The following is a 23565-nucleotide window of genomic DNA, read 5'->3' as shown; positions in this document are numbered from 1 at the left end:
CCACCACTCACCGGCCGGCCGCGACGCACCCTTGGCGGCCGGCCGGTGATGTGTTTGCCCCGGACCCGCCGACAAGTGTCGAAATCCGCGCCAGCTTTGGGCATGCTGCGACAGTGGGAGTCCACAGTGCGGGTGGAGGGGTGTCGTGGCGACCTTTCAGTGCTCCTCGTGCGGCCGGGAGATCAAGCCGGCCGTGCACTGCCCCCATTGCGGGGCCGACCAGCCGCAGTGGGTCGAGCATCTGGCGGACATCGAGCGCTCGATCGCGGAGATGAAGAGGCGCGACGCCGCAATCGCCAGCGAGCAGCGGCAGATCGCCGCCAAGATGCAGGCCGCGCTCTTCCAGCGGGACATCCTCGCCCACGCCGGTGAGGAACGGATCAAGCAGGCGACCCGACCCCGCCGGGTGCTGCGCCGCCGCCCCGGTCGCCGTCCGCCGACGGCCAGCCCCGGCACCGGCACCGGCGCACCGCCGCCACGGGTTCCACGCCAGGGCACTCCGCCCGTTCCGGAGGACCCGCCGCCGCCCCCGCCCCGGCCGTCCTGGCTGGACGCCGACGATCCCGAACACCCGCCGGAGGCGTCCAGCCGGGAGGTGCAGAACATCCCGCTCGGGCTGGGCGCGCTGCTGCTCGCTGTGGCCGCGGTGGTCTTCGCCGCGGTGGCGACCAGCTCGATGGACGCGCTGGCCCGCCTCGGCGTCCTGCTGCTCGCCACCGCGCTGATGCTGCTCGCCCCGCCGGCGCTGGCGCGACGCGGGCTCACCTCCACCGCGGAGACGATCTCGGCGGTGGGTCTGCTGCTCGTGCCGCTGGCCGGCTATGCGCTCTGGGCGGTGGACCGGATCGGCAGCGGCACCTCGGGCGCCGTCTTCGCCGGGTTGATCTTCGCGGCCACCGCCGCCGTGTCCGTCGGCTACGCCGCCTGGACGGGTCTGCGCGCACCCCGCTTCGCGACCGTGGTCGCCGCGCAGCCGGTCCTGCCGCTGCTCGCGTACGACCGGATCACCGGGCCGGGTGGCTGGGCGCTGGTGCTGACCCTGGTGGCCCTGCTCGACCTCTGGTTGGCCCGCTCGCCGATCGTGGTGGAGCGCGCCCCCGGGCAGGACCTGCCGCAGCCGGCTCGGCCGTCGACGACGCCGCGCCAGCGCGACGCCGAGGCCCGACCGGAGGGCGACCCGGAGGAGGCCGGCGAGGTGGTCGACGTTGGCGCGGGCGCCGACGACACCCTCCGTCCGCCCGGTGCCCGGACTGCGCGAGCTGACCTGGTCGCTGCACGCGGTGGCCGTCGCGGTTGCCCTGGCGTACGCGGTCACCGCGCTGCTGCGGGCACAGGCCGTGCCGACGGCGACCGGCGCCGGGCTGGTGCTGCTGCTGGCCGCCGCCGTCGGGCTGGCCGGGGCGTTGGTGCTGCGCCGCCCACCGCTGCCCGACGTGGCGGCCGGCATCGTCACCCTGGCCGTGATCGGCGCGTTCGGCCGGGTCGCCTCCGTCGCCCTGCCCGGCCAGGCGTTGCTGCTGATCGCCGCGGTGATCACGGCGACCGGCCTCGCGGTACGCGCGATCCCCGAGGCCGCCCGCCGCGGCCCACAGATCGCCTCGGCGGTAGCGCTCACCGTCAGCGGGCTGATGGTCGCCGGAGGCGCCCTGCGGGCCGGCGTCGCCCCCGTCCGCGCAGCACTGCCCGCCTGGGACGCCGACCTGGACCGGCACGCCGCCGAGCTGGCCGCCGCCGTCGGCCCGACCACGTGGCAGCTCGCCGCCGCGGCGTTCCTGCTCACCATCGCCGCGATGCTGGCCCTGCCACCGGAGATCCGCCGCGAGTTCGCGGTCGCCGGAGCCGCGCTGACGGCGCTCGCCGTGCCGGCGTCGTTCGGCCTCGGTTGGGCGGCCGCCCCCTGGCCGATGGTGATCACCGCGATCGGCATCGGTGTCATCGGCCTCTCCGCGCGTACCCCCCGGGCCGCCCTGGCCCACGGAGTCGGCGCCGCCGTGGTGGGCCTGTTCGGCGCGGGCGCCGGCCTGTCCCGGCCCGCGCTCACGGCCGCGGTCCTGCTCGCCCTCTTCGCGGCCGGCGCGCTGGTCGCGTTGGCGCCCCGGGTCCGGATCGCCTCGGCCGCTGCCGAGACGGTCACCGCCTGGGCCGCCGGAGGCGCGGCCTTCGCGCTGCCCGGCGCGGTGGCCGCGTTCGTGGCCGCCACCGTCCCCGTCGACGACACTCCCACCCCGGCCAGCCTGCGCGAGGCGACCGTCCCGGTGCTCGCGGCGAGCTTCCTGGCCGTCTGCGTGACCCTCGGGTACGCCGCGATGGTGCAGGTCTCCCAGCGGCGCATCCCGGTGCCCCTGTCGGTCGGCACCGGGATGGGCGCGCTCGTCGTCACCGCCGCCGCCTTCGGCGCGCCCGGCGCCACCGTCGCCGACGCGTGGGTCGGGGCGCTCCTGCTGATCGCCGCGGTGCTGCTCTTCCTGGCCCCCTCGATCGACGCCGGCCGCCGCTCCGACCTCACCCTGGACGGCTCGGACCTGGCCGCCGCGGCGGTGACCACCGCACTGATCGCCACGATGGTGCGGATCGCGGCGGTCCTCGCCCCGGGTGGGCAGTTGGCGGTGGCCGCCGGCCTGGTCCTGGTCGTCGCCGTGGCCGCCCGCGCCATGCCCGAGGAGTGGCGACGCGGCCCGATCCTCGGCATCGCCGTCGGCGGAGTACTCATCGGGGTGCTCGCCGGTTGGACGGCGCTGCGCGGCGGCGTGGGCGTGCTGGCCACGCCCGGACCGATCTGGAACGGCGACCTGAGCAACTGGCCGGCGGCACCGACCGGCGGCTCGACCTGGCAGGCGCCGATCGCGCTGCTGCTGCTGGCCGTCGCCGCCGGCGTCCTGCTGCCACCGCCCTGGCGCTGGGACGCGTCCGGCGTGGCCGTGGTGCTCGCCACCATCGGCGCGCCGGCCGCGTTCGACCTGCCCTGGTGGTCGCCGGTGCTGGTCGGGGCCATGGTCGCCACCGTCTTCGGGATGGCGGCGGTAGCCACCGAGGAGCCCCGGGCCGGGCTGTCCCGGGCCACCGTGGCCGGGGTGGTCGCGCTGCACGGGGCCGGCGCCGGTCTGGTCCGCCCGTGGACCACCGCGCTCGCGCTGGGCAGCATCGCGCTGATCGGTGTCGTCGTCGCCACGCTGGCCCGCGTCCTCGCCCGGCCCCAGGTGACCGACCTGGAGACCGAGGGCATGCCGCCGCACCTGGCGCAGATCGGCGGCGCGGCGGCCGGTGCCGCGCTGCTGGCGTTGCCGGGCGCGGTGGCGGCGCTGGCCGTCGAGTTCCAGCACTCGGCGCAGGTGGTGCTGACCGCCGCGCTGGCCGCGTCGAGCCTCGGTCTGGCCGGTGTGGCCGCCGTACGCCGGTACGTGCCGCAGTACCTGCCCTGGGTCAGTGTGGCCGTGGTCGGCGGGGCGAGCATCAGCGCCCTCGCCGCCATCCCGACCGGCCTGCCCGTCGGGGTCTACGCGGCCGCCGCCGCGCTGCTCGGTGTCCTCGCCGAGCTGATCCGTGCGGCGACCGTACCGCCCACCGCCGCCGCCCAGCCGGTCCGACGCTGGGCGGTGCTGCTCGACGGCGCGCTGCGCCGGCTGCCGGACGACCCGGATCGGCGGCGGTGGCGGGTCAGCCCCTCGGCCGGCGCGCTCGCGGCCGCCGCCCTGCCGACCGCCCTGGCCCTCGTCTCGATCGCGCCCGCGCTGGTCTTCGCCCTGGTCGAGCCGCAGCGCACGTTGAACCGGATCTGGCAGGGTCCGCCGCCGGAACTGCTCACCCCACCGCCGGACCTGGTCAATCCGACCCACGTGCTGACCGCGCTGCTGCTCACCGCGACGGCGGCCCTGGCCGCCACCGGTTTCAGCGGCGGACGGCGGTCCCGTGCCGTACCGGTGGTGCTCCCCGGCGCGGCCGTCACGCTGTTGATCGCGCCCATCGCGCTGGGCAGCAGGTGGCCGGCGAGCACGCTCGCCGCGCTGTCCGTGTTCACCATCTCCATGCTCGGTCTCGCCCTGACCCCGCCACCGCCGCTCGTCGAGCCGGCCCGTTCGTTGCGGCTGGCCCGGGTGCTCGTGTTCGTCATCGGTCTGGCCGCCGGTGGCGCCGGCCTGGCCGGCAGCCTGGCCGAGGAGCAACTGACCCTGTTCACCCTCGGCGGCGCGGTGGGCGTGGGCGTGGTGGCGGCCCTGTTCGGCACCACCCAGCGCGCCCGGATCCTCGGCTGGCTGTTCGCCTCGGTCATGGCTCAGCTCTTCGTGCTCACCGCCGGCCTGATCGCCGGGCTGGCCCCGGTCTGGTCCGCGTTCGGGGTGCTCGCCGTCGGCGCGGTCCTCCAGGTGCTCGCGGCGACCCTGCCCCAGCTGCGCCGCCCCGAGGCACAGCGCGAGGCGGCCACCGTGCAGTGGACCGGGTACGCCGCGGCCCTGATCGCGCTGGCGCTCGCCTTCGACTCGCCACGACACATCGCCGCCCTGCTGGCCGCCTGGGGCGCCGTCCTCGGAGTGGCGGCGACCCGGCCCGGCCGGCGGCCCGTGGAGCGCCGGATCCTCTTCTGGGCGGTGGTGTTCTGCGAGATAACCGCCTGGTGGATCCTCATGCGCGTCGCCGACGTGGCGCTGCCCGAGGCGTACACGCTGCCGTTCGCCGCGCTGGCCCTGCTGGTCGGCGTGCTGGAACTGCGCCATCGCCCGGATCTGAGCAGCTGGGTGGCGTACGGGCCGGCGCTGGTCGCCGCATTCCTGCCGACCCTGGCGATCGTGCTCGCCACCGAGTCCAGCACGCTGCGGCAGATGCTGCTGCTGCTCGGTGCGGTGGCGGTGCTGATCTTCGGCTCGTCCAGCCGGCAGCAGGCACCGGTGATCGTCGGCGCGTCGGTCACCGCGATCGCCGCCATCCACGCGCTGTTCAGCCTGGGCCCGTGGCTGGTGCTGATCCCCGTGGGCATCCTGCTGCTCGTCCTCGGGGCCAGCAACGAACGCCGTCGTCGCGCCCAGGAACGCCTCCAGACCGCGCTACGCGGCATGAGGTGAAACCGGAGGGTCACGGCGGCGTGCGTGAGTGGGCACGGTGAGCGTGCCGGGTTCGTCGGTGGCCTCTCCGCGATCTTGCACTTTCTGTCGCCGCAAAGTTGGGCAAATGCCGCTTAGCGACCACCGAAAGTGCAAGATCGCGGAGGTGGTTGGGTGCGGGGCGCGGGGTGTGCGGGTTAGGGCAGGGTGGCCTGGAGGGCCGCGTCCCTGGTCTTGATGAGGTTCTCCAGGTCCTGCTGGTAGGTGGCCATCCGGGTGCGCAGCGTCTCGTCGGACGCGCCGAGGATCCGAACGGCCAGCAGGCCGGCGTTGCGGGCGTTGCCGATCGACACGGTGGCCACCGGAATCCCCGCCGGCATCTGCACGATGGACAGCAGCGAGTCCATGCCGTCGAGGTGCTTCAGCGGCACCGGCACGCCGATCACCGGCAACGGGGTCACCGAGGCGACCATGCCCGGCAGCGCGGCGGCGCCACCGGCACCGGCGATGATCACCTTCAGCCCTCGGTCGGCCGCCTCACGCCCGTAATCGATCATCGCGACCGGGGTCCGGTGTGCCGAGATGACCCGCACCTCGTACGACACCTCGAAGTCGTCGAGCACCTCGGCGGCGGCCCGCATGGTCGGCCAGTCCGAGTCGCTGCCCATGATCAGCCCAACCGTGGTCACCGGAGTCCTCCTTGGTTCGCGGCCACCCGGGTCACTCGTGCCCCACCTGGAGCCAACGCACGGCCCGCGCCGCCCGTGCCCGTACGTCGTCCAGGTCGTCACCGAGCACGGTGACGTGCCCGATCTTGCGACCGGGGCGTACCTGCTTGCCGTAGAGGTGCACCTTCGCCCCCGGCTCGGCGGCGAAGAGGTGGTGCAGCCGCTCGTCGACCGACATCCCGTCCGGTTCGCCGCCGAGGACGTTCGCCGACACGACGACCGGCGCGGTCAGCGCGGTGTCGCCCATCGGGTAGTCCAGCACCGCCCGCACGTGCTGCTCGAACTGCGAGGTCCGGGCACCCTCGATGGTCCAGTGCCCCGAGTTGTGCGGACGCATCGCCAGCTCGTTGACCACGATCGCGGGTCGACCGGCGTCGTCGCGCACCTCGAAGAGTTCCACGGCGAGCAGCCCGACCACACCGAGCGCGGTGGCCAGGTCGATGGCGAGCTGCTGGGCGGAGACTGCCAGCTCCTCGTCGAGACCGGGCGCCGGGGCCAGCACCTCGACGTTGATGCCGTCCCGCTGGACCGTCTCGACCACCGGGTACGCGGCCACCTGGCCGAACGGCGAGCGGGCCACCTGCACGGCGAGTTCGCGGCGCAGCGGCACCCGCTCCTCGACGATCAGCCGGGTGCCACCCGCGAGCAGTGTCGCGGCCAGCTCGGCGGCCTGGGTGGCGTCGTCCACCATCCAGACGCCCCGACCGTCGTAGCCGCCCCGAGCCGCCTTGAGCACCACCGGCCAGCCGACCTGCTCGCCGAACCCGACCAGGTCGGCGGGGTCGCCGACCGGCCGCCAGACCGGGTTGGGCGCACCCAGCTCGGTGAGGCGTTCCCGCATGACCTGCTTGTCCTGGGCGTGCAGCAGCGCGTCCGCCGGCGGGTACAGGGTCACCCCTTCGGCCGCCAGCGTGCGGATGTGCTCGTTGGGCACGTGCTCGTGGTCGAAGGTGACCACGTCGCAGCCCTTGGCGAAGGTGCGCAGGGCGGCCAGGTCGGTGTGGTCCCCGTACTGGACGTCGGCGGCGACCAGCGCCGCGCCGTCGTCGGGGGCGCTCGCGAGCACACGCAGTGACTGGCCGAGGGCGATCGCGGCCTGATGGGTCATCCGGGCCAACTGGCCGCCACCCACCATGCCGACAACAGGCAGACCGGTACGGGAATCCATAGCGCGGCCAGCCTACCGGTGCCCGACTCAGCCCAGCTCGGCGACCAGCTCGTCGACGGAGGTGACCGGCCGCTGGCAGACGAAACCCCGGCAGACGTAAGCGGCGGACCGCCCGTCGACCAACGGCCGGTCGGCGAGCAACGGCACTCCGGGCTGGTCCGGGAGGCCGGCGACCACCACCGCTCCGGGCGGGGCGTACCGGTGGGCGGCGGCCACCAGCGGATCGCCGGCCGGATCGTGGGTCACCACCGCGATCTCGTACGGACCGGACAGCAGCGCCTCGCCGACCGTGGCCGCGTACCCGCCGAAGCGGGCGTGCCGCCCGACGATCGGCGCAACGGTGGCGAGCGCGGCCTCGGCGGCCTCGCGGTAGCGGGTCTGTCCGGTCAGCGCGGCGTACGCGACCAGCCCGGCGACCAGCGCCGACCGCCCCGACGGGGTGGCGTTGTCGGTCGGATCGGCAGGCCGGGCGACCAACCGCTCGGCGTCGTCGGCCGTGTCGTAGTAGGCGCCGCCGGGAGCGGCGAAGCGTTCCAGGGCGTTGTCCAGCAGCTGGCCGGCCAGGGTCAGCCAGCGCCCCTCGCCGGTGAGCTGGTGCAGGGCGCAGAACGCCTCGGCCACGCAGCCGTAGTCCTCCAGCACCCCGGCCGGATCGCCGACCCTGCCGTCGCGGGAGACCCGGCGCAGCCGGCCGTCGACGACGTGCACGCTGGCCAGGTGCTCGGCGGCGTCCCGCATCGCGCCGTCGGCGACGATGGTGACGCCCTCCAACAGGTTGGCGCCCTCGTCCCGCTTCTCCAGGGCCAGCGCGGCTACCTGGAGGAACTCGACGATCGCGGTGATCGCCAGGCCGTTCCACGCGGCCACCACCTTGTCGTCGCGGGCCGGCTGGGGCCGGATGTCGCGGGCCGCGAGCAGTTGCCCGACCACCCCCTGCCAGCGGGTACGGACCTCGGGCGCGGCGTCGTCCACGTCCCGAGCGAGCTTGAGCACGCTCGTGCCGTGTTCAAAGGTGCCGTCCTCGGTGACCGCGAACAGGTCGGCGGCGAAGCGGCCATCGTCCTCGCCCAGCGCCTCGACGAGCTGCGCGGGCGTCCAGGCGTAGGTGAGCCCCTCGACGCCGTCGGTGTCGGCGTCCAGCGCGGACGCGAACCCCTCCCCCGGACGGTGCAGCTCGTCGGCGAGGAACCGGGCGGTGTCCCGGGCGACCCGACGCGCCAACGGATCGCCGGTCAGCCGCCAGAGCTGCGTGTAGACGCGCAGCAGCAGCGCATTGTCGTAGAGCATCTTCTCGAAGTGCGGCACCGTCCAGTGCGCGTCCACCGAGTACCGGGCGAAACCGCCGGCGAGCTGGTCGTAGATGCCGCCCCGGGCCATCGCCTCGGCGGTGTGCCGCACGATCTCCAGGCTGCGCGGGTCGCCGGTGCGCTGGTGGTGGCGCAGCAGGAAGAGCAGGTTCATGTGCGGTGGAAACTTCGGGGCGCCCCCGAACCCGCCGTTCGTCTCGTCGTACTCACCCGCCAGGTTGCCGGCCGCGGCGTCGAGCAGTGGGCCGTCCAGCGGCGCGGTGGGGCCGCCCACGGCCTGCGCGCCACCGATCGCCTCGACCACGGCGGCGCCCTGGCGCAGCACCTCGTCCCGCTGGTCCCGCCAGGCGGTGGTGACCGACTGGAGCAGGCGGGTGAAGTTGGCGCGCGGGAAGTAGGTGCCGCAGAAGAACGGGGTGCCGTCCGGGGTGGCGAAGACCGTCATCGGCCAGCCGCCCTGACCGGTCATCGCCTGGGTGGCGGTCATGTAGACGGCGTCGACGTCGGGGCGCTCCTCGCGGTCCACCTTGATCGACACGAAGTTGTCGTTCAAGAGCGCACCGACCTGCTCGTTCTCGAACGACTCGTGCGCCATGACGTGGCACCAGTGGCAGGCCGCGTAGCCCACCGAGATGAGCACCGGCACGTCGCGTCGTTTCGCCTCGGCGAACGCCTCGTCGCACCAGGGCCACCAGTCGACCGGGTTGTCGGCGTGCTGGAGCAGGTACGGGGAGGTCGCGTCGGCGAGTCGATTCACCGTTCCAGCCTCGCACAGAGAGAGGGAGCGCGGTTCGGCTGCGGTGTCGCTATGGTGCTCGGATGTCCGAGACGGGGAATTGGGCGGAGCCCACGGTCATCCGGACGGGCTGCTGCGAGGGGGCGCGCTGGCGGCTCGAACTGCCCGGCCCGGACAACACCCGCGACCAGAACCGGCTCGCCGGACTCGCGATGAACCCGGCCGCCCCGACCGACGTCCTGCTCGCCCTGGTTCGGGACGGCGGTCGGCTGCCACGGCTCGTCCTCGCCGAGCGCCTGCAAGGGAACTCGCCGCTGGCGCAGGAGATTCCTGACGTCGTCGCGGCGCTGGTGGCGGTGACGGTCGAGACCGGCGACCCGCATCTGTTGCAACGCCTCCTTTTCGAGGGCGACTTCCCGCCCGACGCGATCGCGGCCTTCCGCGCCTCGTCCGACCACCGGCTGCGGTCCGAGGTCCCCTGGCTGAAGGCGTGCCCACCGGAGACCGTGGCCGCGCTCGCCGACGATCCCCACCCCCAGGTGCGACGAAGTATCGCCTTCCTCACCAATGTCAGCCCGGAAATCCAGGCCAAGCTGGCCCGCGACCCCGACCCGGCCGTACGCGATGGGATCGGCCAACGCGAGTTCTCAGCCGAGATCGCCGAGATCCTGGCGCACGACGAGGTCCCCGCCATCCGGGCGGAAGCCATCGAACAGGCCGGAGACTGGCTGGGCGAGGAGTTGGCCGCCAGCCCCGACCCGGAGGCCCGCGCGACGGCCGCCCAGTGGGGACGCCTGTCCGTAGCGGCGATGGTGGCGCTGTCCGAGGACCCGGTCGTCGCCGTCCGTCGCGCGCTGACCTGGTCGGAGCACGTCTCCAGCCCCCTGCTGGCGGTTCTCGCCCGGGACAGCGATCCCGAGGTCCGCCGAGCGGTCGCGCTGCACTCCGCCACGTCGACGGAGACCCTGACGACGCTGACCCGCGATGTCGACGAGACGGTGGCCCGTACGGCTGTCGAACGATTCACGAAGGACAGCTTCCGGCCGCTGCCCAACCTGGAGCGGTTGGAGGCAGTTGCCGACCGGCTCTCCGTCGAGCAACTCCAGGACCTGCTCGGCAGGTGGAAGTCGGGTTGCGAGCCCGGTCCGAGGCCGTGGCCGGTTGAAGACGCGAAGGAAGCGCTCCAGACCCTCCTGACGCAGTGCGCGGGGTCCCGATCAGCACGCGTACGCGCTGCCGCCGCCGCCAACTGGTCGCTGTCGGAGGAGACCGCCGCTCAACTGGCCCAGGACCGCAACCCCATGGTCCGCCGCTGGCTCGCCCGGCACTGTGGGCATCCCGAGATCCTGCGCCGACTCGCCGAGACGCCCGTCCGGGGCATCGGTGCGGCGCTCGCGAGCAACTCGCGGACCCCGCCCGACGTGCTGAGCCGGCTGCCCGTCAAGCCCCATCTTCTGGCAGAGAACTGGAGCGCGTCGGGCGAGCTGCTGGCCCGGCTGCTCGACGGTGCCGACCACGTCACCCGGCTCGCCATCGCCGAGCACCGGAACACCCGACCGGAGGCATTGGCGGAGCTGGCCCGAGGCGACGTCGAACGGGACGTGCTCCGGGCGGCCTGCGCCCATCCGGCGCTGCCGGTGCCGGTCATGTGGGAGTTGCTGCGGCGACCCGCTTGACGGGAGCGCCGAGCGGTCAGGAGGCGCCGTCGGCGCGCAGCCGGAAGACGTTCGACTCGGCCGAGTCGCGCAGCGTGCCCAGCACCGCACCGATCTTGTCGGCCGGCATCGGCTTGAAGAAGTGGTAGCCCTGCGCGGACGTGCAGCCCAGCTCGGCCAGGGCCAGCCGCTGTTCGGCCGTCTCCACGCCCTCCGCGACCACCCGCAGCCCCAACTCGTGGGCGAGCCCGACGGTGGTCCGGACGATCGCCGCGGCCTCCGGCGAGTCGGCCATCCGGATCACGAAGGAGCGGTCCACCTTCAACTCGTCCACGGCGATCCGGGTCAGGAACGTCAACGAGGAGAAGCCGGTGCCGAAGTCGTCCACCGCGAGCTGTACGCCCATCGACCGGAGGTTGGCGAGCACCTCGTCGATGATCTCCAGCTCGCTCATCACCACCGTCTCGGTGATCTCCAGGACCAGTCGGCGGGGTGGCACCTGGTGGCGGCGCAGCGCGTCGCCGATCTCCGCCGGGAGGCGGGGGTCGAGCAGGCTACGCGCGGACAGGTTGACCGAGATCGGGACGTCCAGCCCCTCGCGGGCCCACCCGGCGGCCACCCCGAGCGCCTTGTCGAGCACGTACCGGGTGAACGTGCCGAGCTGTTCGCTGTTCTCCACCGGGCGGATGAAGTCGGCCGGGCCCAGCCAGCCGCGCCGGGGGTGCTGCCAGCGGATCAGCGCCTCCACCCCGGTGGGAGCGCCGGTCGCCAGGTCGACCGCCGGCTGCAACGCCAACACCAACTGGTCGTCGACCTTCAGCGCCTCGCGCAGTTCGGCGAGCAGGGCGAGCTGGTCGGTGCTGGCCGCGTCCCGGGTGCTGTCGTAGGCGGCAACGCTGCCGCCACCCTCCTTGGCCTGGTACATGGCGATGTCCGCGCGGCGCAGCAGCTCGGTCAGATCGGCGGTGCCGGCGTCGGCCACGACCACGCCCACCGAGACCTCGATGGACATCCGCACCCCGGCCACCTCGGTCGGCGCGGCCAGCCGCTCGGCGATCTCACGAGCCTGACGCAGCGCGTGTGCCATCGGCGCGGCCCGGTCACCCAGCACGGGAACCGAGGTGAGCAGCAGCGCGAACTCGTCGCCGCCGAGCCGGCCGAGCAGGTCACCCGGGCGGGCCAACGCGCTGAGCCGATTGGCCGTCAGCCGCAGCAACTGGTCGCCGGCCGCGTGTCCGAGGGTGTCGTTGACCTCTTTGAACTGGTTGATGTCCAACAGCAGCAGGGCCACCGGGTGGTCGTGTGCGAGCTGCCGCAACGACTGGTCGCCCTTGCCGAGCATGGCCGTACGGTTCGCCAGCCCGGTGAGCGCGTCGTGCACCGCCTCGTACGACGATCGGGCGGTGACCAGGCGCAGTTCGCGGTGGGTCGCGGCGTCGTGCAGCGCGGCGGCGAGCGCGTCACCGAACGCGGCCACCGCGTCCCGTTCGCGGGTCGTGGGCGGGGCGGAGCGGGGGAACCGGACCCGGAGCCGACCGACCGGCACGGCGCCCACCGACAGGGGGCGGACCAACTCGTACTCGTCGGGCTCCGACTTGTCGGGCGGGCCGACCTCCCGGTCGAGCAACTGGCCCCCGGCGTCCCCCCGGTAGCGACGCCACCTGCCGTCGGGCCGGGCCACCTCGACATCGACCAACTCGGCGTTGAACAGCGCCAGCGCGCCCGTCACCGCCGCGCTGGCGACGCCCCGCTCGTCGAGCTGGTTGAGAGCGGCGGTGGCCTCGGCGAAGGCGCGCCACGTCCGACGTTCCTGGTCCGCCCGCAGGCGGTAACGGTAGGTCTGTTGCAGCAGCCAGAGCAGCGGCGGGAGCAGCAGCAACCAGCGCGGGTCCAGCTCCAGCAGCGCGATCACGACCAGGCCGACCGCCACGTTGCCGACGAACATCAGCAACTTGCCGCGCAGCGCGGTCAGCAGCGGCGGCCCGATCGGCAGCCCGTGCCGCAGGCTCAGGCTCACCGCGCCGAGCCAACCCGTCACCATCAGGTACGTCACCGACCCGGCGATCACGGCAAGCGCCAGCACCGGAGTGGGCGGGGTGAGCAGGGGGTGCCCCAACGCGGTGGTGACGGACACGGCCAGCGCCGACGCGGCGGCCAGCGACGCGGCGATCCGGACGATCTCCAGCGGCGGGCGGCGGTCGCTGTGCAGGGACAACCCCGTCCAGGCCAGCCCGGCGCCGATCAGCGTGGCCGACGGCAGCCAGCCGGCCGGAGCGAGATAGAGGCAGACGATCAGGGCCGCTTCACCCCAGGTGATGCTGACCATGCCGGCGGTCCCGCGGAACCGGAGCCGGGCGAGTTGGGCCAGGGCCAGGACACCGACCGCGATGCCGAAGCGGGCCGGACCACCCAGCGGGTCGTCGGCCGGCAGCCCGGACGGAAGCGTCAACCCGACCACGGCGGCGACCAGCGCGGTCAGCGTCACCGCGACCGTCAGCACGCGCAGCCGGACCGGCATGCCGTGCACCCCGAGCCGGTCGAACGGGTCGCCGGCCGGAGCGGAGGTCATCGACCTTCCCCGTCAGCCGACCGACCAACGGTACGGCGGGCAGCCGGTGCTGTGCTGGCCATCGGCGCCCCCTCCCGCGCACGTCTCGGGGACTTTTGGTCCCCCGGCGGAAGGCTAAGCCAAACCGGGTGGTCGCAACAGGGGTCCGCCACCCGGTTCGGCGTGAATCACGCGCGGACTACCCGTTCCGCTGCTGCTGGTGCCCATTGGGAGCGTGCGTGGATGAATCATGCGCGCCGGTCCCGTCTGTCGGATCGACGACTGAAGCGTCGGCCCTGGTCGGATCGACCGCCGGCCCCGGCTGCGGGAACCGGTCGGGCAGACGCCGCAGTCGGGCGTTCATGTTGCGGATCAGCAGGATGGTGGCGGTAGCCAGCAGCAGGATGAGGAGGAGGCCCATCGGGCCGGCCAGACCACCCGTGCGGGTGTCCCCGAAGTTGTTCTCCGCGAGCACCTGGGCAGCGGTCAGCATGGTCGTCCTCCGATGTGCGATTGCCTACCAGGGTAGCCCTGGCCGGGATCAGCGCGCGTGCGCCGTCTCCCGCACTCCGGCGAAGAGGTCGGACTCGGGCAGCGGGCTCTCCACCATGGTGCGTACCAGCTCGAAATCCTCCGTCGGCCAGGCCTGCTGCTGCATCTCCATGGGCACGTGGAACCAGAAGCCGTCCGGGTCGACCTGGGTGGCGTGGGCGCGCAACGCGTCGTCCCGCACGGGGAAGTATTCGGCGCAGTCGACCCGGGTGGTGATCCGTGGGCCCTTGTCCGGACGCTCGTCCCAGCGCTTGAGCCAGTCCTCGTACGGCGACTCGGCGCCCGTGGCCAGCACCGCCTCGTGCAGCGCCATGATCTTGGCCTTGGAGAAGCCGATGTCGTAGTAGAGCTTCAGCGGCTGCCAGGGGGCGCCCAGCTCGGGGTAGCGCTCCGCATCACCGGCGGCCTCGAAGGCGGCCACGCTCACCTTGTGGCACATGATGTGGTCGGGGTGGGGGTAGCCACCCTCCTCGTCGTACGTGGTCACCACGTGCGGACGGAACTCCCGCATCAGCCGGACCAGCGGGCCGGCGGCCACCTCGACCTCCTGGAGGGCGAAGCAGCCCTCGGGGAGCGGCGGCAGCGGGTCGCCCTCGGGCAGGCCGCTGTCGACGAACCCGAGCCAGGCCTGGTCGACGCCGAGGATCGCCCGCGCGGCGTCCATCTCGGCCCGCCGGATGTCCGCGATGTTGGCCCAGACGTCGGGCCGGTCGAGCTTGGGATTGAGCACGCTGCCGCGCTCACCGCCGGTGCACGTCACCACCAGCACGTCGACCCCCTGGGCGACGTACTTCGCCATCGTCGCCGCACCCTTGCTCGACTCGTCGTCCGGGTGCGCGTGGACGGCCATGAGACGCAGCTGCTCTGCCAACTTACGGCGCTCCTCGTCTGTGTCGGCCGGTGGACCCGACCGGGCTCGACCGGCTGACCTGCCAGGAACCTCCCCCGCCCCGCCGCCGGTCGGCACCTGCGGGACCCGACCTGCCGTTCCTGGCATTCGGCCGGGCTGGGAGGATGGACTCCTGCCATTCTTGCCGATGCCGCCGACAACAACGCCAGGAGATACCCGCCGGTGACCGAGACGCACGCCACAATTTCACCGGGCGCGCCGGTCTTCCCGGCCGGGCGCTACGGCCGACGCCGGGCACCCGGCGGAGGCCGGCGTCGTACGCTGCTGGCCGCCCTGGTGCTCCTGGTGCTGGTGGTGGGGCTGAGCCTGATCTCACTGCGGCTCTACCGGCAGTACGGCGACCCGGTCTACGACGCCCAGGTGATCACGTACACCGACATCACGGACAACCAGGTGGTGGTCGACTTCCGGGTACGTGTGCCGGAGGGCGGCTCGGCCGTCTGCGTCCTGCGCGCCCGGGACCGCGCCGGCGTCGAGGTGGGCCGCGACGAGGTCACGGTGACCGCCGGCCCGGGTGAGCGGCACGTCGGCGCCCGGCACCGGCTGAACACCAGCGCCCGACCGTTCATCGGCGAGGTGCTGCGCTGCCGAGCGCCGTCCTGAACTGCGGAGACATCACCCGGTAACGGCCGTCGCCCGGCATCGAGCGCGGGTGCCGGATCCGGACACCAGCGGTGATCGCCGACACGCTGTGTCGTACCGCACTGGTAACTTGGTAGTTCACCTGTCAGCCAGCCACGCACAACCAAGGAGAACGCCTGTGTCCACTGGCAACGAGGCGCCCGCCACCTGGCTGTCCCAGGACGCGTACGACCGCCTCCAGGCCGAGCTCGACGAGCACATCGCCAACCGGCCGGCGATCGCGGCCGAGATCAACGCCCGCCGCGAAGAGGGCGACCTGCGGGAGAACGGCGGCTACCACGCCGCCCGTGAGGAGCAGGGCAAGGCTGAGGGTCGCATCCGCTACCTGCAGGAGCTGCTGCGCACCGCCAAGGTCGGCGCCGCGCCGACGGCCGACGCGGTGTCACCCGGCATGGTGGTGACGATCTACTTCGACGACGACACCGACGACACCGAGACCTTCCTGCTCGGCTCGCGGGAGATCGCCGCCACCACCGACCTGACGGTCTACAGCCCCGAGTCGGCCCTGGGTAAGGCGATCCTGGGTGGTCGCGCCGGGCAGACCTGCACCTACACGGCACCGAGTGGCGCCGACATCAAGGTGACCGTGGTCAGCTTCGAGCCGTTCTCCGGCTGAGCGGCAGCTCCCCTACGGTGTAACGCCGCCGGGGCGTGGCACCGCCTGTCACGCCTCGGCGGCGAACACCACCTGATAGCCACTGGCCCGCAGCGCGCTGATCAACGTGTCGGAGTGCTCCACACCACGGGTCTCCACCGACAGCGCCACCTCCACCTCGCCGAGGCCGAGGTGCGGGTTGGCCCGCTGGTGTTCCACGTCCACCACGTTGGCCCGGTGCTCGGCGATCTGACTGAGCAGTGACGCGAGCTGCCCGGGCCGATCCGAACAGCGCACGGTCACCCGCAGGTAGCGGCCGGCCGCGGCGAGACCGTGCTCGATCACCCGCATCATCAGCAGGGGGTCGATGTTGCCGCCGGAGAGGACCGCCACCACCGGCGTCTCCACCTCCACCACGCCGGCCAGGAGCGCGGCCACGCCGACCGCCCCGGCCGGTTCGACGACCTGCTTGCCCCGCTCCAGCAGCATCAGCAGGGCCCGCGAGATGTCCTCCTCGGAGACCGTGACGATCTCGTCGACGAGCTTGCGGACATGGTTGAAGGTGATCTCCCCCGGCCGTCCGACCGCGATGCCGTCCGCGATGGTGGCGAACGCCGGCAGCCGGACCGGCTCTCCGGCCACCAGGGAGGGCGGGAAGGCCGCCGCGCCCGCCGCCTGCACCCCGATGATGCGTACGTCCGGGCGGAGCGCCTTGGCGGCCACCGCCATGCCCGAGATCAGGCCGCCGCCGCCCACGCCCGTGATGATCGTCCGCACGTCGGGACACTGTTCGAGGATCTCCAACGCCACCGTGCCCTGCCCGGCGATCACGTCCCGGTGGTCGAACGGGTGGATGAGCACCGCACCGGTCCGCTCGGCGTACGTCTGTGCGGCCACCAGCGACTCGTCGACGGTGTTGCCGGCCAGCTCGACCTGCGCGCCGTACCCCTTGGTGGCGGCGACCTTCGGCAGCGGCGCGTTGACCGGCATGAAGACCGTCGCGTGCGTGCCGACCAACCCGGCGGCGAGCGCGACGCCCTGGGCGTGGTTACCGGCGCTCGCCGCGACCACGCCACGCGCACGCTCCGCCGCCGACAGCCGGGAGATCCGCACGTACGCGCCGCGCACCTTGTACGAGCCGGCGCGCTGCACGTTCTCGCACTTGAGCCACGTCGGCCCGCCCAGTGCCGCGCTCAGCGGCCGGGAGGGCTCCAGCGGGGTGGTCCGGACGACGTCGGCGAGCAGTTTCCGCGCAGCCCGTACGTCGTCGAGGCCGACCAGTTCCGTCATGCCCCGATCGTGCCATCCGGGCCCGGCGGCCTCGGCGGCGACACCGGGGTACGCGACGCGACCACCCGCGTCGACGGTCCTCGGACGCCCCGATCGCCCGACTTGCGGGCCGCCCCCGCGTTGATCCACTCCAGATCGCCGACGTGGGGCTGTCGGGTCGCCCGGACAGCGCCACATCGGCGATCTGGAGTGGATCACGACCTGGGCGCGGCCCCCGGCGTCTCCGAGGGCGCCACGGCCGCCGGGGACGCCACGGCCGCCGAGGGCGCCACGGCCGCCGAGGGCGCCACGGCCGCCGGGGCCGCCGGGGCGGGCTGGCCTGCCGACGTGACCGGGGCCGGCGGCCAGGCTTGTGCTGGCCAGACCGGGGCGGTCGGCCACGCCGGGGCGGCGCGGGCGATCCGGGCCTCCTGGGCGGCGGAGATCCGGTGGATCAGCAGGATCAGCGTCACCGCCGCGACCGCGCAGCCCAGCGCCGGCAGGGCGTTGCGAAGCAACGAGTCCCGGTAGTGGTCGACGTACGCCTGGTAGCCGGCGTCGTTGAACGGGGTCTCCGGCAGCTTCGCGTACGCCCTGTCGTCGAGGCGGCTGCTCAGCCGCTCGCCGATGCTGAACACCAGCCAGGAGCACCACCAGACGCTCACGAGGGTGGGCGTGAACCGCCGCCAGAGGCTGTCCCGAGCGATGTTCGCCACGACCCGGGCCGGCACCACGAAGTTCGCGAACGGCACCAGCCAGCCGGCGATCGCCCAGCCCGCTCCGAGGGTGGGCAGTGCGCCGGGGAAGGCGTCGGTGTTCTTGCGCGCCCGCCAGGTCCAGATGATCACCAGGACGGCGGCGGTGAGGTAGACGACGGCCATGGTCAGCGCCACCAGGACGTTGATGATCACCACACCGAGGAGCAGGTCCGGGTCGTCGTCGGCCATGGCCCGCCGGGCCAGCGCCATCCCGATCAGCGGGGACAGCGCCACCACCAGGTAGAGCACGGCGGTCGCGCCGACCGCGACGCTGGCCGCCAGCCCGATCCCCCGTACGCGGTAGGTCGGCAGCCCCGGCGTGACCGCCGGCTGGCCGAGCGGCGTGTAGCAACGCGGGCATTCGTTGTGCTCGGAGGACGTGGCGTCTCCGCAGGTCTGGCAGCGCATTGGTGTCCCCCGTGGTTCGCGCGATGGTGCGCGCACACGCTAGACGATCATGCGCTGGCCGGCGACCCCGTTCCGACGAGGGGATAGCCGGGCGCGTGGCGCACCCACGGGGCGGTCATCTCGAACTGACCGGCCACACCGAGCAGCAGCAGCTCCGAGCCGGGCGGACCGACGATCTGCACGGCGACCGGCAGGCCGTCCGGGCGGCGTCCCACCGGTACGACGATCGCCGGCAGGCCGGCGACGTTCCACGGCGCGGCGTACGGGGCGTACCTGATGTTGGCCGACAGGTTCGCCCGCCAGGACCGCTCCGACCAGCGGCCGGCCTCCGGCGGCGCGCTCGCCAGGGCGGGCGTGAGCAGCAGGTCGACGGAGTGGTCGGTGAAGAAGTCGACGGACCGCTGCCGCCAGGCGACCCGGTCGGCCTCCCGGACGTAGCCGCGCCGCTGTGCCCACTCGCCCAGCGCGACGTGCCGCCGGGTACGGCGTTGCAGACCGCGCCGGTCCAGCCCGGCGGCCCGGACGTCGGCGGCTGCCGCGGCGAACCAGGTGGCGAGGCCCTGCAGGCCCAGGGCCGTGGGGTAGACCGGATCGGCCGGCACGGTGTCGTGGCCGGCGGCGGCGAGCAGCCGGCCGGCCGCGGCCACCGCGTCCCGGTTGGGCGCGTCCGGCGAGACTCCGCGTACCGGAGAGCGCAGCGAGACACCGACGCGCAGCCGTTGCGGCGGGACCAGCTTCTCCGGGCGTCGGCCGGCGAGCACCGAGAAGCCGACGGCGGCGTCGGCGACCGTGCTGGCAAGCATCCCGTGCTCGGTGAGACCGAACCAGTCGTCCGCGCCGAGCTGGCAGGGCACCACACCGCGGCCGGGTTTGAGGCCGACCAGGCCGCAGCAGGCCGCCGGGATGCGGATCGAGCCGAGGCCGTCGTTGCCGTGCGCGATCGGCACCAGGCCGGCGGCGACCGCGGCGGCCGCGCCGCCCGAGGAACCGCCGGGGGTACGCGTGCTGTCCCACGGGTTGCGCGTCACCGCGCTGTCGTCGTCGGTGAGCGCCCAGAGTCCCAGCTCCGGCATCCGGGTGACCCCGAGGATCACCGCGCCGGCGCCCCGCAGCCGCCGGACGACCTCGTGGTCGGCCTCCGCGACCTCGGTCCGCGCGGCGGCCGACCCGTTCCAGGTGGGCAGGCCCGCGACCGGGGTGTTCTCCTTGACGGCCACCGGCACCCCGGCCAGGGGGAGGTTGGCCAGGTCCTCCTGCTCGTCGACCTTCTCCGCCTCGGTGATCGCCTCGCCGCCGCGAACGGCGCGGAACGCGGCCAGTTCGCGGTCGGCCGAGGCGATGTACTCGAGGTGGTCGGCAACGACCTGGGTGGCCGAGACGTCACCCCGCCGTACGCCCCGGGCGATCTGCTTGGCGGTCGCCCCGACCCAGGTCGCCATGATGTCCTGCACGGCCGTCCTCCCCAGCGGTCAGCCCAGCGCCTGCTCCAGATCGGCGAGCAGGTCGTCGACCGTCTCGATGCCGACAGACAGTCGCACGAGATCGCCGGGAACTTCAAGCGGCGAGCCGGCAGCACTTGCATGTGTCATCCGACCCGGGTGTTCGATCAGCGATTCGACGCCGCCCAGCGACTCGGCGAGCACGAAGAGCTTGGCCCGGTTGCAGATCTCGACGGCGTGGTCCTCGCCGCCGGCGGCCCGGAACGAGATCATGCCGCCGAACCGGCGCATCTGCTTGGCCGCCACCTCGTGACCAGGGTGCGAAGGCAGCCCGGGGTAGATCACCTCGGACACCTTGGCGTGCCCGTCGAGGTAGGCGGCGAGGCGCTCGGCGTTGTCGCAGTGCCGGTCCATGCGTACCCCGAGGGTCTTGATGCCGCGCAGGGTGAGCCACGCGTCGAACGGGCCGTTGATCGCGCCCATCGCGTTCTGGTGGTAGCGCAGCTCCTCGCCGAGCGCGGCGTCGGCGACGACGAGCGCGCCACCGACCACGTCGGAGTGCCCGCCGATGTACTTGGTGGTGGAGTGCACCACCACGTCCGCGCCGAAGGCGATCGGCTGCTGAAGGTACGGCGAGGCGAAGGTGTTGTCGACCACCAGCAGCGCGCCGGCGTCGTGCGCCACACCGGCCAGGACGGCGATGTCGGCGATGCCGAGCAGCGGGTTCGTCGGCGTCTCCACCCAGATGATCTTCGTCCGTCCGGGCTGCACGGCGGCCCGGACCGCGGCCGGGTCGGAGACCTTGGCCGGCGTGAACTCCAGCCCCCAGCGCTGGGCCACCCGGGCGAAGAGCCGGTAGGTGCCGCCGTACGCGTCGTCCGGAATGATCACGTGGTCGCCCGGCTGGCACACCGCCCGCAGCAGGGTGTCCTCGGCGGCCAGGCCACTGGCGAAGGCGAGACCCACCGGCCCGCTCTCCAACGCGGCCAGGCACTCCTGGAGGGCGTCGCGGGTCGGGTTGCCGGAGCGGCTGTACTCGTAGCCGAGCCGAGGCGCGCCGACGGCGTCCTGGGCGTACGTGCTGGTCTGGTAGATCGGCGGGATCACCGCGCCGGTCCGGGCCTCGGGGTCCTGACCGGCGTGAATGGCGAGCGTCTCGAAGCCGTGACTCATTCTGGTGAGGCTAGTGCCCCGTCCCGGCGACCCGGCACGGAACCCGCGCCCCGGGCGGGGGCCGGACCCATCCGGTCCGACCCCACGCTCCGGTTCAGCGTCGGGAACGGCCCTCAGGCGGCCGGGACGGGCAGGACGTGCAGGGTGACCGGGTGGTTTCCGGTCCAGTCGTAGGAGACCGCGTAGAGCCGGGCGCCGTTCGGGGCCCAGGCCAGCGCGCCGGGGCTGAGCTCGTCGCCCAGCTCGAAGTGGGCCAGCTCGGTGCCGCCCGTGGAGAAGACGAACACGTCCGGGTCGTAGGAGGCGTCCGCGCCGCCAGCGATCCGGGTGCCGTCGCGCGAGACCTCGACCGCATTGGGGTACGCGCCGGTGCGGAAGGTCGCCGACGGGGTGGTGATGTCGGCGAACGGGAACGCCTGCACCTCGTACGGGGCGCCGGACGCGGTGAACACGGTCGCGCCGGTCGGGTCGAGGGCGATGTCGCGCAGGTTGCTGCCAATCGCCATGAACTCGTTGGTGCCCGGCGCGCTCAGCGCACCACCGGTGCCGATCGTGTACGTGTATACCGACGCGGGGCTCAGGCCGGGCTGCCCGGCCAACAGCACCGAACGGTTCTGGCTGGCGGCGGTCAGCAGCGGAGCGCCGTAGAAGCCGCTACCGGTGTCCAGACCCGTGGTCACCCGCGCCGGCTGGCGGCCCAGGTCGATCCGGCCGATGTTGCCGTCCCAGCCTCCGCAGCCGTACCCGAACCACAGGTACCGCCCGGTCAGCGCCAGCGACGACGGGCACTCGCCCGCGCCGGTGTCGTACCGGGCCGACTCGACGAGCGTGCCGGTGTCGAAGGCGGCGATGGCATTAGCGGTCGGCAGCGCCACGTAGAGGGTCTGCCGGTCGGCGCTGAGCAACAGGTCGGTCGGACCGGGCAGGCCGGACAGGGTGCCCACGACCGCACCCGTCGCGCTGGCCACCACGACGTCGGTCGAGGACGGCCCGCCGCTGACGAAGACCCGGTCACCGGCCGAGACCACGTCGGCCACCGCCGGCAACGACAGCGGGGTGGCCGTCGGCGCGGGTGCGGCCTGGGCGGGGCCCGGGAGACCGGCGGTGAGCAACCCGGCGGCCAGTACGGCCAGTGCCAGGGTCGTGCCTCTCTTGCTGTGCACGTGCGTCCCCCCCATGTTCTTGATCCAGACCCGTAAATGAGTACCACAGTCGATGCGTACGTGGGGGGCAGGTCAGCGCAGATCGGCGCTATAGCCTGGCGCGATGGACGGGTGCGTGTTCTGCGGGATCGTGTCGGGTGACGTTCCGGCGTTCCGGGTCGCCGACGAGCCGGACGGGGTGGCGTTCCTGGACACCCGCCCGGTCTTCGCGGGGCACGTGCTGGTGGTGCCCCGGACGCACCTGGTGACCCTGGCCGAATTGCCGGCCGACCTGCTACCCGGTTACTTCGCGCTGGTCCAGCGGCTGGCCGTGGCGGTGGAGGCCGGCCTGGGGGCCGGTGGGACGTTCGTGGCGATGAACAACCGGGTGTCCCAGTCCGTCCCCCATCTGCACACCCACGTGGTCCCCCGCACCAAGGGTGACGGGCTGCGTGGCTTCTTCTGGCCGCGCACCCGGTACAGCGACGACGCCGAGGCACAGACCTACGCCGACCGGATCGCCACCGCCCTCGACGGCGGGGCCTGAGTCACAGTGGCGCGGGTAAGGAAGCAGAACCCACCGGTGTTACACGCTGGGAGACGCATGAGAGGAGTCCCACCGTGTTCCTGCGCCGTATGAACGCCGAGATGATCACGCCCGAGCAGGCCCTGCCGGGCCGCCCGATCTCGATGCCGGTCGCCGACCGCCACGAGGTTCTGGGCACCCCGCTGAAGGGTCCGTTCCCGGAGGGCCTCCAGGTGGCCGTCTTCGGCATGGGCTGCTTCTGGGGCGCCGAGCGGCTGTTCTGGACGCTGCCCGGCGTGTACACGACCTCCGCCGGCTACGCGGGCGGCTTCACCACCAACCCGACGTACGAGGAGACGTGTTCCGGCCGCACCGGGCACGCCGAGGTCGTCCAGGTGGTGTACGACCCCAGCAAGATCACGTACGAGGACCTGCTGAAGGTCTTCTGGGAGAACCACGACCCGACCCAGGGCATGCGCCAGGGCAACGACGTGGGCACCCAGTACCGGTCGGCGATCTACACGACCACCGACGAGCAGCGGGCCATCGCGGAGTCGTCGCGGGACGCCTTCCAGCCGATCGTGACCCGGGCCGGCAAGGGTGAGATCACCACCGAGATCGCCCCGCTCGGCAGCTACTTCTTCGCCGAGGACTACCACCAGCAGTACCTGGCGCCGACCAAGAACCCGAACGGGTACTGCAACCACGGCCCGAACGGCCTGAGCTGCCCGGTCGGCGTGGCCCGTACCGCCGGCTGACCCACCTGCGTGAACGCGATGCCCGGCTGCCGACGAGGCGGCCGGGCATTCCCGTTTGGCCCTGTGATCGAAATCCGTTGCCGAGCCCGGCGGGAACTCGATAACGTGGCCGTACACGTGAAAGGAGGTGGTCCAGACTTGTATAGCAATCGGACTCGTGAGGTGGCTGTCCGCTAGCCGCTGTCCTCGACAGTGATCGTCCGCCGCGAGGCGGGCAA

At 73.2% G+C, this 23565-nt stretch carries 16 protein-coding genes and 1 pseudogene; 6 read left to right on the top strand and 11 right to left on the bottom strand.

What is annotated here, in order from left to right; translation table 11 throughout:
• Positions 1-145: 145 nt before the first annotated feature.
• Positions 146-5054: pseudogene (locus tag ACQP03_RS04835) on the top strand (SCO7613 C-terminal domain-containing membrane protein).
• Between the two features lie 176 nt (positions 5055-5230).
• On the opposite strand, the gene purE reads toward ACQP03_RS04835, so the two are convergent.
• Genes purE through ACQP03_RS04820 form a run of 3 tightly spaced genes read right to left on the bottom strand, consistent with a single transcriptional unit; the run spans position 5231 to position 8993 of the window.
• Positions 5231-5722 (bottom strand): 5-(carboxyamino)imidazole ribonucleotide mutase, encoded by a 492-nt coding sequence (purE, locus tag ACQP03_RS04830; protein WP_357397678.1) that lies wholly within the window; start codon positions 5720-5722, stop codon positions 5231-5233.
• Positions 5723-5753: 31 nt separating this feature from the next.
• Positions 5754-6929, bottom strand: a complete 1176-nt coding sequence (locus ACQP03_RS04825; RefSeq protein WP_357130032.1) for a 5-(carboxyamino)imidazole ribonucleotide synthase — start codon at positions 6927-6929, stop codon at positions 5754-5756.
• 27 nt (positions 6930-6956) lie between these two features.
• The gene (locus ACQP03_RS04820; RefSeq protein ID WP_357397676.1) at positions 6957-8993 is read right to left on the bottom strand and encodes a thioredoxin domain-containing protein; all 2037 of its coding nucleotides are present in this window, start codon (positions 8991-8993) and stop codon (positions 6957-6959) included.
• Between the two features lie 62 nt (positions 8994-9055).
• On the opposite strand from ACQP03_RS04820, the gene ACQP03_RS04815 reads away from it, so the two are divergent.
• Positions 9056-10648: a hypothetical protein gene (locus ACQP03_RS04815; protein WP_357397674.1), complete on the top strand. Its 1593-nt coding sequence runs from the start codon at positions 9056-9058 to the stop codon at positions 10646-10648.
• Positions 10649-10664: 16 nt separating this feature from the next.
• Here the strand turns inward: ACQP03_RS04815 and ACQP03_RS04810 are convergent, their stop codons facing one another.
• The 3 genes from ACQP03_RS04810 to mca all read right to left on the bottom strand — a co-directional run bounded on the left by ACQP03_RS04810 (position 10665) and on the right by mca (position 14598).
• Positions 10665-13196 carry a putative bifunctional diguanylate cyclase/phosphodiesterase gene (locus ACQP03_RS04810; RefSeq protein WP_433460362.1) on the bottom strand — a complete coding sequence of 844 codons (2532 nt, stop codon included), beginning with the start codon at positions 13194-13196 and terminating at the stop codon, positions 10665-10667.
• Positions 13197-13374: 178 nt separating this feature from the next.
• Entirely contained in the window at positions 13375-13668 is a 294-nt protein-coding gene (locus tag ACQP03_RS04805; protein WP_357130041.1) for a hypothetical protein, read from the bottom strand.
• Positions 13669-13716: 48 nt separating this feature from the next.
• Positions 13717-14598: a mycothiol conjugate amidase Mca gene (mca, locus tag ACQP03_RS04800; protein ID WP_357130044.1), complete on the bottom strand. Its 882-nt coding sequence runs from the start codon at positions 14596-14598 to the stop codon at positions 13717-13719.
• Between the two features lie 201 nt (positions 14599-14799).
• On the opposite strand from mca, the gene ACQP03_RS04795 reads away from it, so the two are divergent.
• Together ACQP03_RS04795 and greA are read left to right on the top strand one after the other, a co-directional pair.
• Positions 14800-15240, top strand: coding sequence for a DUF4307 domain-containing protein (locus ACQP03_RS04795; protein ID WP_357130047.1), 441 nt, complete (start codon positions 14800-14802; stop codon positions 15238-15240).
• A gap of 157 nt (positions 15241-15397) precedes the next feature.
• Positions 15398-15895 carry a transcription elongation factor GreA gene (greA, locus tag ACQP03_RS04790; protein WP_355048818.1) on the top strand — a complete coding sequence of 166 codons (498 nt, stop codon included), beginning with the start codon at positions 15398-15400 and terminating at the stop codon, positions 15893-15895.
• Positions 15896-15943: 48 nt separating this feature from the next.
• On the opposite strand, the gene ilvA is transcribed toward greA, so the two are convergent.
• From ilvA to ACQP03_RS04765, 5 genes are all read right to left on the bottom strand, one after another.
• Positions 15944-17164 (bottom strand): threonine ammonia-lyase, encoded by a 1221-nt coding sequence (gene ilvA, locus ACQP03_RS04785; RefSeq protein ID WP_357174925.1) that lies wholly within the window; start codon positions 17162-17164, stop codon positions 15944-15946.
• 194 nt (positions 17165-17358) lie between these two features.
• Positions 17359-18309: a DUF4328 domain-containing protein gene (locus ACQP03_RS04780; RefSeq protein ID WP_357397669.1), complete on the bottom strand. Its 951-nt coding sequence runs from the start codon at positions 18307-18309 to the stop codon at positions 17359-17361.
• 47 nt (positions 18310-18356) lie between these two features.
• Positions 18357-19748 carry an amidase gene (locus ACQP03_RS04775; RefSeq protein ID WP_357130407.1) on the bottom strand — a complete coding sequence of 464 codons (1392 nt, stop codon included), beginning with the start codon at positions 19746-19748 and terminating at the stop codon, positions 18357-18359.
• Positions 19749-19778: 30 nt separating this feature from the next.
• Positions 19779-20921, bottom strand: a complete 1143-nt coding sequence (locus ACQP03_RS04770; RefSeq protein ID WP_357130057.1) for a cystathionine gamma-synthase — start codon at positions 20919-20921, stop codon at positions 19779-19781.
• 113 nt (positions 20922-21034) lie between these two features.
• Positions 21035-22084 (bottom strand): YncE family protein, encoded by a 1050-nt coding sequence (locus ACQP03_RS04765; RefSeq protein WP_357397666.1) that lies wholly within the window; start codon positions 22082-22084, stop codon positions 21035-21037.
• Positions 22085-22187: 103 nt separating this feature from the next.
• Here ACQP03_RS04765 and ACQP03_RS04760 point away from each other — a divergent pair, with 103 nt between their 5' ends.
• Positions 22188-22610 (top strand): HIT family protein, encoded by a 423-nt coding sequence (locus tag ACQP03_RS04760; protein WP_357130063.1) that lies wholly within the window; start codon positions 22188-22190, stop codon positions 22608-22610.
• A 74-nt stretch (positions 22611-22684) separates the two neighbouring features.
• Positions 22685-23347 (top strand): peptide-methionine (S)-S-oxide reductase MsrA, encoded by a 663-nt coding sequence (msrA, locus tag ACQP03_RS04755; protein ID WP_357130066.1) that lies wholly within the window; start codon positions 22685-22687, stop codon positions 23345-23347.
• Positions 23348-23565: the final 218 nt, after the last annotated feature.

The sequence above is a fragment of the Micromonospora sp. CA-248212 genome (assembly GCF_050948405.1).
Classification (GTDB): domain Bacteria; phylum Actinomycetota; class Actinomycetes; order Mycobacteriales; family Micromonosporaceae; genus Micromonospora.
This window is presented reverse-complemented; position numbering and strand designations above follow the sequence as displayed.